This is a genomic window from Pantoea sp. SGAir0180, from assembly GCF_043546245.1.
On the sequence record NZ_CP028072.1, the window covers coordinates 275,074 to 284,990 of the forward strand.

The 9,917-nt window shown below is 54.1% G+C and carries 10 protein-coding genes; 2 read left to right on the top strand and 8 right to left on the bottom strand.

What is annotated here, in order from left to right; all coding sequences use genetic code 11:
* Positions 1–35 precede the first annotated feature (35 nt).
* Positions 36–563: a sterol desaturase family protein gene (locus C1N58_RS21925; RefSeq protein ID WP_394551278.1), complete on the top strand. Its 528-nt coding sequence runs from the start codon at positions 36–38 to the stop codon at positions 561–563.
* Here C1N58_RS21925 and crtB read toward each other — a convergent pair.
* From crtB to C1N58_RS21955, 6 genes are all read right to left on the bottom strand, one after another.
* The gene (crtB, locus tag C1N58_RS21930; protein WP_006122047.1) at positions 502–1,431 is read right to left on the bottom strand and encodes a 15-cis-phytoene synthase CrtB; all 930 of its coding nucleotides are present in this window, start codon (positions 1,429–1,431) and stop codon (positions 502–504) included. The genes C1N58_RS21925 and crtB overlap by 62 nt on opposite strands.
* Complete coding sequence (locus C1N58_RS21935; protein ID WP_006122048.1) at positions 1,428–2,906, bottom strand: phytoene desaturase; 1,479 nt, start codon at positions 2,904–2,906, stop codon at positions 1,428–1,430. The genes crtB and C1N58_RS21935 overlap by 4 nt, the downstream gene beginning before the upstream one ends.
* A gap of 11 nt (positions 2,907–2,917) precedes the next feature.
* A complete protein-coding gene (gene crtY, locus C1N58_RS21940) occupies positions 2,918–4,066 on the bottom strand; it encodes a lycopene beta-cyclase CrtY (protein ID WP_006122049.1) in 1,149 nt (382 codons plus the stop codon).
* Positions 4,050–5,345, bottom strand: coding sequence for a glycosyltransferase (locus C1N58_RS21945; protein ID WP_394564930.1), 1,296 nt, complete (start codon positions 5,343–5,345; stop codon positions 4,050–4,052). Before C1N58_RS21945 ends, crtY begins: the two co-directional genes overlap by 17 nt.
* A 9-nt stretch (positions 5,346–5,354) precedes the next feature.
* Positions 5,355–6,266: a polyprenyl synthetase family protein gene (locus tag C1N58_RS21950; protein ID WP_394551272.1), complete on the bottom strand. Its 912-nt coding sequence runs from the start codon at positions 6,264–6,266 to the stop codon at positions 5,355–5,357.
* A 246-nt stretch (positions 6,267–6,512) separates the two neighbouring features.
* Positions 6,513–7,043, bottom strand: coding sequence for a YtfJ family protein (locus tag C1N58_RS21955; protein WP_394551297.1), 531 nt, complete (start codon positions 7,041–7,043; stop codon positions 6,513–6,515).
* Between the two features lie 168 nt (positions 7,044–7,211).
* On the opposite strand from C1N58_RS21955, the gene C1N58_RS21960 reads away from it, so the two are divergent.
* The gene (locus C1N58_RS21960) at positions 7,212–7,430 is read left to right on the top strand and encodes a MerR family transcriptional regulator (protein WP_033742609.1); all 219 of its coding nucleotides are present in this window, start codon (positions 7,212–7,214) and stop codon (positions 7,428–7,430) included.
* A 60-nt stretch (positions 7,431–7,490) separates the two neighbouring features.
* Here the strand turns inward: C1N58_RS21960 and C1N58_RS21965 are convergent, their stop codons facing one another.
* Complete coding sequence (locus C1N58_RS21965; RefSeq protein WP_394551270.1) at positions 7,491–9,218, bottom strand: DUF2534 family protein; 1,728 nt, start codon at positions 9,216–9,218, stop codon at positions 7,491–7,493.
* A 67-nt stretch (positions 9,219–9,285) separates the two neighbouring features.
* Entirely contained in the window at positions 9,286–9,711 is a 426-nt protein-coding gene (locus tag C1N58_RS21970) for a DUF2946 domain-containing protein (protein WP_054687897.1), read from the bottom strand.
* Positions 9,712–9,917 lie beyond the last annotated feature (206 nt).

Consider the following 9,917-nt stretch of genomic DNA (forward strand, 5'->3'; position numbering starts at 1 on the left):
CACGCTTGATGCCGGACGTCTGTACTGGAGAGATTATGTTGTGGATTTGGAATGCCCTGATCGTGTTTATCACCGTGGTCGGCATGGAAGTGGTTGCTGCACTGGCACATAAATACATCATGCACGGCTGGGGTTGGGGCTGGCATCTTTCACATCATGAACCGCGTAAAGGCGCATTTGAAGTTAACGATCTCTATGCCGTGGTATTCGCCATTGTGTCGATTGCCCTGATTTACTTCGGCAGTACAGGAATCTGGCCGCTCCAGTGGATTGGTGCAGGCATGACCGCTTATGGTTTACTGTATTTTATGGTCCACGACGGACTGGTACACCAGCGCTGGCCGTTCCGCTACATACCGCGCAAAGGCTACCTGAAACGGTTATACATGGCCCACCGTATGCATCATGCTGTAAGGGGAAAAGAGGGCTGCGTGTCCTTTGGTTTTCTGTACGCGCCACCGTTATCTAAACTTCAGGCGACGCTGAGAGAAAGGCATGCGGTTAGATCGGGCGCTGCCAGAGATGAGCAGGACGGGGTGGATACGTCTTCATCCGGGAAGTAACTGCCTGACCGGATGCCGTCAGCAAAAGCGTTAATTTTTCGGCGGTGGACGTGGACTGGCGATGATCCCAGGCCTGCTTACCGGCCTGTTCAACTTTCACGCCAATTTTTCGGTACACCTGCTTCGCTGTCGCGATGGCCCAGGCCGAGCGTAAGGGTAATTGTGCCAGACCGGCCATTGATGATACGTAATAGGGTTCCGCTTCCCGTACCAGTCGCCCGGCGATACGGCTTAATGCCTGCCGGTTTTCTGGCGCAGCATAATTCGCTTTCGTCAGTCCTTCCTCTTCCAGCCAGCTTTCAGGCAGATAACAGCGGCCCACCTGAGCATCGTCGACAATATCACGCGCAATGTTGGTCAGCTGGAAAGCCAGCCCGAGATCGCAGGCGCGATCGAGCGTGGCGTTATCGCGAACGCCCATAATTTGCGCCATCATCAGGCCCACAACACCGGCGACGTGATAGCAATAACGCAGCGTATCGTCCAGTGTCAGGTAGCGCGTTTCGCGCACATCCATGGCAAAACCTTCCAGATGGTCGAACGCGTAGGCGGGAGCGATATCATGCGCCATCGCGACCTCCTGAAACGCGGCAAAAGCGGGCTCGTGCATTTGCGAACCGGCGTAGGCCTGACGCGTTTTCATTTCAAGCTGCTGCAGGCGCTGCTCAGGCATCTGCGAAGAGGGCTGGTCGGCATGAAAGCCCAGTGTTTGATCGTCAATGACGTCGTCGCAGTGGCGGCACCATGCGTAAAGCATCAGCACGCTGCGACGGGTTTTGGCGTCGAAAAGCGTCGATGCAGTCGCAAAGCTTTTCGAGCCAACCGCCATGGTTTCGACGGCATGATTCAGTAATGACGTATTCGTCAAATCAGGTCCTCCAGCATTAAGCCTGCCGTCGCCTTCGCCGAGCCGATTACGCCGGGAATGCCCGCGCCAGGATGGGTGCCTGCGCCAACCAGATAAAGATTATCAATGTGCTTATCGCGGTTATGTGGTCGGAACCAGGCGCTCTGGGTCAGAATAGGTTCAACCGAGAAGGCCGAACCTTGCCAGGCATTGAGCTCGTCGCGGAAATCGAACGGCGTAAACATACGGTGCGTCACCAACTGGCTTCGCAAGCCAGGCATGTAATGTTGCTCAAGGTAGTCAAAAATACGATCGCGCAGTCGGGGTCCTTCTACCGCCCAGTCGAGGTTCGCCGTGCCTAAGTGTGGAACAGGCGCCAGCACATAATAGCTGCCGCACCCTTCCGGTGCCAGTGACGGATCCGTGACACAAGGTGCGTGTAAATAAAGCGAAAAATCCTCAGCCAGACCATCATGGTTAAAAATTTCGTGAATCAGTTCACGGTAGCGTGGCCCAAAACAGACGGTATGATGGGCGAGTTGATCGTGATGATGGTTGAGACCAAAATAGAGTACAAACAGTGAGTTACTCATACGCTTGGATTGCAGTTTTTTCGCCTGCTTAGCGGCTGCGGGATGCTGAGACAGCAGATCGCGATAGGTATGTACAACATCAGCGTTCGACGCCACCGCGCAGGTTTCAAACCGTCTGCCGTCTTCCAACTGCACGGCCTGAATCTTGTCCCCAACGGTTTCCATATGACTGACCCGGGCGTTAAGCACGACTTCGCCGCCCAGATCCTGAAACAGCTTGATCATGCCATTGACCAGCGCACCGGTTCCACCGCGTGGAAACCAGACGCCCCATTCCCGTTCTAACGCGTGAATCAGCGTATAAATGGACGAGGTTGCAAACGGATTCCCCCCCACTAAGAGCGAGTGAAAAGAAAACGCCTGCCGAAGATGCTCATCCTCAATGTAGCCGGCAACTTTACTGTAAACGCTGCGCCACGCCTGCAGCTTTGCCAACTGGGGCGCGGCCCGAAGCATGTCTTTGAACGATAAAAAAGGCACAGTGCCGAGCTTCAGATAGCCCTCATTGAATACGGCACGCGAATAGTCAAGGAACGCTCGATAACCCGCAACATCGCGCGGATTAAACTGCTGTATCTGCGCTTCTAACTGGGCCTGGTCGTTATCGTAATTGAAGACCTTGCCGGACTCCCAGCACAGGCGATAAAACGGCGTGACCGGCAACAGCTCGACGTAATCCTTAAGCTGTTTACCGGCCAGAGCAAACAGTTCTTCAATCGCGCTGGGATCGGTGATAACGGTAGGGCCTGCATCAAAAGTAAAGCCCTGCTCCTGATAAACATAAGCCCGGCCACCCGGCTTGTCGCGCTGCTCAAGCAGCAAAACAGGAATACCTGCGGCCTGTAAACGAATTGCCAGTGCCAGGCCACCAAAGCCCGCACCAATTACCGTAGTTGGTTTCATGTAGTCGCTCTTCAACGATGAGTCGTCATAATTGCCTGCAATGCCGCGAAAACGGGAACGGGCGGCTTGCCGCTCAGAATGCGTAGCCGATCGGTCACGGTGAGTTTTCCCGCATAAAAGCGGGCAATCAAATCCTCGGGTAAGCCATAGAAACGCTGCATCACACGCCAGCGTGACTCGGCCGGTCCGGCTAAAAACAACATGCGATTCAGCATGCGGAAAAACCCCTGTTGCTGCCAACGTTGCTGGGCAAAGTGAGCAATCGTCTGGTGAACAGAGGAAGAGGTAAACACATCCAGCGCGCTGAGACGATCGGCCAGCGCCACCGCGAGCGGTAGGGAGTAGCCGGTTGTCGGATGAAACAGCCCGGCGCGTAATCCGCTACAGGCTTGCGGTTGCTGTTGCCAAAACTGACGATTATCGCCCGTTAACGTAATGGGCAATGCACCCTGTTCTTCCCGCAGCAACGTCTGTAACGGCCAACCCTGTCGCGCAGCATAATCGCGAATGTTCTGACGCGCCCGTTCGGCCTGAAGATTAGCCTTGTCAATGTAGTGTGTGTCTTCGATCAGCAGTGCGGTTGCGGAAAGCGGCAGGGTATAAACAAAGCGGTAGCCATTTTGCTGATCGACCGTCGCATCCATGATAATCGGTGACGATAAACCATGCGGCGCGCTCAGTTGCCACTCCTGACCGATAAATGCCTGGAATCCTACGCGTAGTGCAGAATCAGGCGTGTAACCCCGTCCATCGATCACTGTACTGGCATGAATAATCCGGCCATCCGCTAACTGGACCGATTCAGCATGAACGGCTGAAACCGCGGTATGCAGCCATAAATGTTGTCCAAACTGTTGCCGGAGTATCCCGGCGAAATGCCGGGAGGTCACGCAGTAGTAGCCACTGTTCACATGGCGACGGCGTTGGGGGAAACGAACCTGGTAGTCGGGCCAGTGATGGACCACAAGCGGCGCTATCCAGCGATGCTGATTCAGCGTTAAATCCTCTTCGTGAAAGGACCAGGTATGGTTCCCTCCCGCCTCAGGACCCGCCTCAATAAGCAAGATCCGCATATCCGGATGCTGTTGCTGAAGCCGGAGCGCGATAAGGCCATTAGCCAGACCGGCACCGACCAGAATTAGATCATAGTGCGGTTGCATAATCCTGCCCACTGAGTACTGGCTGACAGGTCCGCATCGCCTGTTCAACAATATCGGCGGCGGCTGGTGTGCCGCCTGCCAGACGCAATGCGGCCTGAATTTTTGTTATACGCTGCGGGTAATCGGTGTTAGTCAGTAGCGATCGAATCTGCCGCGCCAGCGCATGGCTGGTGGTAAACCGAGACGCACGCTTGCCGATGCCATGATAAACAATTCGTGATGCCACGCCAGGTTGATCAAATGCCAGCGGCAGCGCCAGTAGCGGTGTGCGGGAAGCAATAGCGTCCAGTACCGTATTCATCCCACCATGTGTGATTGCCAACTGTGCCTGTGAAAGTGCTGCGGATTGATCGGCAAAATCCACAACCTGAATGTCCCCGCCCCGGGCCAGTTCACCTGCCTGCGTGGCTGAGAGGCCGCCACAGTGTGCCAACAGTAACTGCGCATCCACTTCTTCGCAGGCTTTGGCGATGGTCCTGAACAGGCCATAACGATGCCCCTGCAGGGTGCCCAGCGAGGCAAAAATACGGGGTTTGTCCGGGGACGGAAAATAAGAAGTTGCTGACCCCGGCGTCCCCTGGGGTTGCCGTAACGGTCCAACCGCATGAAAGCAGTCGGGCAGCGCTTTGCGGGGAAAATCCAGTTCGGGGATCAACTGGCTGATTTGTGCCAGTGGAGAAAAGCAGTGATGCAGTTTTTCACGCGGGGCTAAACCCATTCTGCATGCATGATGCGCGATCACACGATCGTGACGTCGCATCAGCCAGTCATAAATTTTTTCGCTGGTGGTATAGCGTTCCCGAGCCGCATCGCTGGTGCCGTATTCGAAAGGCATCACCGCCAGAGGCAAACCCGGTTCGCGGTTGAGCGGCAGCGCGCAGGCCACCGAAACAAACGGCAGGCCTGACGCTTCTGCGACTACTGCACCTGCCGGCTCCATTTGATCAACGATCACGCCCTCTATCTGCAACGCATGAAAAGCGGCGGGCAGTTCCCGGCAAAGCATATCGCTGGTACGTGCCATTTCATTGATCAGTCGTAACATCGAGGGTCCGAGTGGGTGCGCGGCCAGATGCAGCAGGTGCGATAAGGAACCGGGAGAATGCGTTTGCAGTCCGACGGTCTGGAATCCGATATCGCTGGCCGTTACCAGCGCTTTGCAGTCATGTTGCTGAAAAAACGTAACACGATGACCGCGGGCCACTAATTCCTGAGCAAGGTTTTGCAGAGCGCGAACATGGCTGAAAAAGGGCGGTGCGATCACCGCAAAATGGCTCATGCAGCATCCTTAACTGACGGCAGCGAGTTTTTTGTCAAACCAGGCCTGAATAAAAAGTTGGGTGGTGGAATGGCCGTTTTGGCATGCCGCGGAAAGGTGTTCACTGGCCAGGCGCAAATGCTGTCGCAGGCGTTCTTCGACCGCGCTTGAGCCTAATAAATTGACCAGCGTTGATTTACCTGCGTCCTGATTGATGTCTTTGCCGGTATCGGTCATGCCATCGGTAAGATCGTCAAGCAACTGAAAGGCCTGACCGAGATCGAGCGAGAAACGATGCAGGTTCTCACGCGCTTCGCAGGACGCGTTGGCCGCAATGGACGCCATTTGCGTTGACGCGCAAAACAGCGTGCTGGTTTTAAACTGATTGGTTAGCAGTATGGCATCGGCGCTACGGGGGGTATCGCCCTCCGAGAGGTCCTTAAACTGGCCCTGAACCAGACCCTGCATGCCAATCGCAGTGGACAGCTCCGATACCGCGCGAGTTTTGGCTATCGGCGTCAGACCTTCAGCCTCGGCAATCACCCCAAACGCTTTGCTGAGTAAAGCGACCGCCGCCAGAATCGCCACATGTTCACCGTACTGCATGTGAATGGTGGGACGCCCCCGACGCATCTGCGCATCGTCCATGCAGGGCATATCATCCAGAATCAGCGAGGCAGCATGCACCATTTCAACCGCGCAGGCTAAATCCAGTAATCCCCCGTGACTGATCGCACAGCCAAGATCGCGCGCTGTTAATAACAGCAGCATCGGACGAATACGTTTGCCCGGTGCCAGCGTGCCTTCACGCATCGCGGCACCCACACAATCCCGCTCACCCTGAACCGGCAGTAACTGATCAAGGCGGCTATCGATATCAGCCAGCAACTGCTCAGCCGAAATGCCAGTAAGGTGAACGTGTTTTTTTGCGCAGACCGTCATTCGGGCTGTCCTTATTAACGGATACATTTACGACAACGCTAAAACGTGCGATGCCATTTTAAAAGACACTTTAACTGCCAGAGCATCGTTGGCAGGGCTACCCGTTTTTTTACCGTTCGGGTTTTCAGTTTTTTTGGGGCTAAACCCATATAATTAATACTAGTTGAGCTTTAAGAAAAGAGGGGAAATTCATCAACCTCCGTCACTGCCCTCTGCCGGACAGCTCTTAATCACCTGGATCGTTCTTCAGCGCGTCAGCGTCCGCAATAGCGAAATAATCTGCGAAATGTCATCCGCGCTCAGAGGAGTGTCTTTGGCAAATTGCACATTGCCTTGTGCGTCAAGAACAATTGCCGCCGCCTCGCCCGGTTTAAGCTGCCAGCGATGGCGGGCAAGGCCACTGCTGTCAATGATGAACTGCTGCCACGGCGACGCTTTTTTACTGGCGCGAATGCTGTTAATCACAAAAATACTGCTGCCCGGCAGCGCATCGTCGGTATTAACGATGGTGGTTGTCTGAAAGGTCTTTTCCGGCAGACTGGCCTGCTGAATGGCGCTGATGAGGCCTGCGGACTGCTCTTTAGCCGATAACCGGCCAGCCACATGAATAAGTAAACGGGCTTTTCCTGTAAGTGACTGACTGTTCCAGGTTTGGTAGTGAATTTGACCGTTGCGTAACTGCATTTCACCTTTATCTGCGACAGAAACGGCCGGAACAGGTTTGCCCATCGTAAATGTGTGAGCATGAGACCAACAGGAAAAAAGAAAAAGCACCATCAATCCATAACGTTGCACGTGGTCTTCTCATGTTGTCTTAAGCAGAACTTCCAGCTTAGCAACTTTCTCCCTCTTTCGTCTGTTTAATGCGTGTATATGACGCAGATCAATAAGAACCGCCCTGAATTGAACAAAAATGCAGCATTAACGACAGGTTGGGAGGTGAACATGCATGCAGAGTTTATGACATTACCCGAAATGGCGACCTATCTGGGTATTTCGCAAACAAGCCTGGTCAGAGCGCTTTGCAATCGTGGGGCGTTATATGGGGTACCGTTGCCTGAGGGGCTGGAGCATCTGCCGTTGACGCAGCGTCACTGGTTACGCGAGGATGTGCGGCAGTTTAAACATGCGCTACAACGTGCCCATGTTATCCATCATCACTGAACGGACAAAACGTTATTATGCCTGACAGCAATGTCGCCCGCTAAAAGCGGGCGACATTGTTTATTTACCTTGCTCGTCGCTTTCACCCAGGAAGAAGTACCAGAGTGGAATGGACATTAAGCCTGTAAACACTGTTGTATAAAGCAAAATCATCAAGGCCTGCGTGATATACATCATCGTGGTCCAGTCGCTGAACGGAATATTGTATTGCTCAATCACACCACTCACCATGGCGCGAGCCATCACCGTTCCGACAATGATGGCGAGAATAGCGACACTGCGCAGGAAATAGCGCATCTCTTTACGCTTTACTGCAAAACGGGACTGCACAATCGCCAGCGGCGATTGTTGATCTTCCGGCGTAGCGACCACCTGACGTACCGCACGCTGCGCTTTACGCCAGCGTTGCAGATCCAGCAGCACAAAGACCACTAAACTGACGCCCATCAGCGGCAACGCATAACCCAGAGCCAGGGCGAGAATCAGGCTTGAGCCCTGAAGATAGCGGGGTAACGCGAGCCAGGCCGCGAGCAGCGTTTGCACTGGATTGGCCTGCGGTAGTGCCGGGCGTCGAATCCACCACATGCGGTAGCCGAGCACGATCATGGCGCATAAACCAAAACCAAAGAACGCGAGAAGCAACTGATTGGGTAAGCCAAACAGCACGCCCATATGCGCATCCACGCCCCAGCGCGTAAGTTTTGCGACCAGCGGGAAACGGGCAAACTCAACGTGATCAACAATGCTGAAGTCATGCGGATTTACGGATACCGAGTCGACCTGCGTCGGCCAGCGACGCTCTATCTCACTGACCGTCCAGGCCTGGTCAGGGTTTTTGGGCTGGCGCAGTTCAATTTTAGCAGCGTGTAAACCGGCCAGGCGCGCGGCGTGTTCAACGCTGTCCCAGTCCGCGTCCGGCTGATTGAATACGGCGGCCATACTGGCATGATGACCCGGCATTGAAGTCTCCATCACCATGCCGTCCATGTCGGGATGATGATCGGCGTGGGGATCGGCAGGCGCAGACGGTGCAGCCCCGTTTAACGCCGTTCTGACCTGCGGTGTCAGCCAGCCAAGATCGCTACGCATTTTATCAATATTGCTCCCGGCCCACTGCGACCAGGTCAATCCCGTAACGGAGAAAAAGATCAACCCCAGAGATAACACCAGGCCCAGCGTAATATGCCAGTATCGTGTCAGTGCAAAACCTGTCTTGCGCGTTTTTACCTTACGCCGGGGCAGGGTACCAGACCACAACACGATCCCGCCCAGCGCCGCCACCCACAACCACGACGCCGCGAGTTCACTGTAGTTGCGGCCAACATCCCCCAGCAGCAGTCCACGATGCATCTGGTCAAGCCACATCCGCAGAGGTAACACGCCGCTGGTGCCGTATACGGTCATATCACCTTTGACGCGAAGCGTATAAGGATCGATGAAAACAGAGCGTGACTCTGATGGGCCTGACTGTGCATCCGTAAATTGCACGCGAGTGGTGTTATGAGCGCCGGGCGCAGGCCGTACCGCATAAATCCGCGCATCACCAACATATCGCCGCGCCGCAGCAATCTGAGCGGACAGCGGCTGAGCGGCACCCACAGGTTCCGCGGTTAACGCATCTTTATAAATTACGTTTTCTATCTGTGGCGTCAGGACATAAAGCGTGCCGGTTAATGCCGCAATAAAAATAAACGGCGCAATAAACAGGCCAATGTAAAAATGCAAACGGCGCAAAACATTCAGTACCGTGCCGCGCGGCGGCGATGTTATTTCTTGTGAAACACTCATAGCGATTCCATATTTCGAGAATACCGGGCTTTTCTTCTTCGTGGATGACGAAGAAGAAAAGATCACATTAAGCTGAGGCGCGCATTTGCAGTGGTGGGGCGCGCTGCCGGTAAACCCGCTTGTGGCGCGGTAACAGGGGGCAAAACGTATCGGGAGTCGGTGGGGCCCGGCTAATTAAACACATTAACCAGATGAACGGAATAAACACCCATAGCATAAAGGGGATATGGACCAGCAGATCGCAATAACCACAGGCACTCATCATCATGCTGTGATCGCCCATGGCCATATCGCTATGGTGATCCCCCATCGGCATGTCGGCCATGATCATATCGTTATGCTGATCCAGCATCGACATGTCGGACATCGCCATCGCGTCACGACGTTCAGCCAGATTTTTGGATACCATCGGTGCAATGAACAACAGCAGCACCGCCAGTATCGCAAGACAGGCGGTAAAACGTTGTCGATTATAATGGGTGGCGTTAATCATCTGAACGGCGATAGTCGGGTACACGATAGAGGCGGCAGTGTAACGCGTCAGAGAGTTTAGGGTTAAAAGAAATGCCTTTTTGCCCCAAAAAATTAGCACCTTTTGAACACCTTCACTTAATTAGATATTAAGAATAACTTATCTGTTACTGCTGCCATACATTTGAGCAACATTATTCATCCGCAAAACGTGATAAAGGATACGTC

Bases quoted from the DNA above. Each gene is read 5' to 3' on its own strand.
- C1N58_RS21925 (WP_394551278.1), top strand. From the start codon at position 36: ATGTTGTGGATTTGGAATGCCCTGATCGTGTTTATCACCGTGGTCGGC.
- C1N58_RS21935 (WP_006122048.1), bottom strand. From the start codon at position 2,906: ATGAAACCAACTACGGTAATTGGTGCGGGCTTTGGTGGCCTGGCACTG.
- crtY (WP_006122049.1), bottom strand. From the start codon at position 4,066: ATGCAACCGCACTATGATCTAATTCTGGTCGGTGCCGGTCTGGCTAAT.
- C1N58_RS21945 (WP_394564930.1), bottom strand. From the start codon at position 5,345: ATGAGCCATTTTGCGGTGATCGCACCGCCCTTTTTCAGCCATGTTCGC.
- C1N58_RS21950 (WP_394551272.1), bottom strand. From the start codon at position 6,266: ATGACGGTCTGCGCAAAAAAACACGTTCACCTTACTGGCATTTCGGCT.
- C1N58_RS21955 (WP_394551297.1), bottom strand. From the start codon at position 7,043: ATGGTGCTTTTTCTTTTTTCCTGTTGGTCTCATGCTCACACATTTACG.
- C1N58_RS21960 (WP_033742609.1), top strand. From the start codon at position 7,212: ATGCATGCAGAGTTTATGACATTACCCGAAATGGCGACCTATCTGGGT.
- C1N58_RS21965 (WP_394551270.1), bottom strand. From the start codon at position 9,218: ATGAGTGTTTCACAAGAAATAACATCGCCGCCGCGCGGCACGGTACTG.
- C1N58_RS21970 (WP_054687897.1), bottom strand. From the start codon at position 9,711: ATGATTAACGCCACCCATTATAATCGACAACGTTTTACCGCCTGTCTT.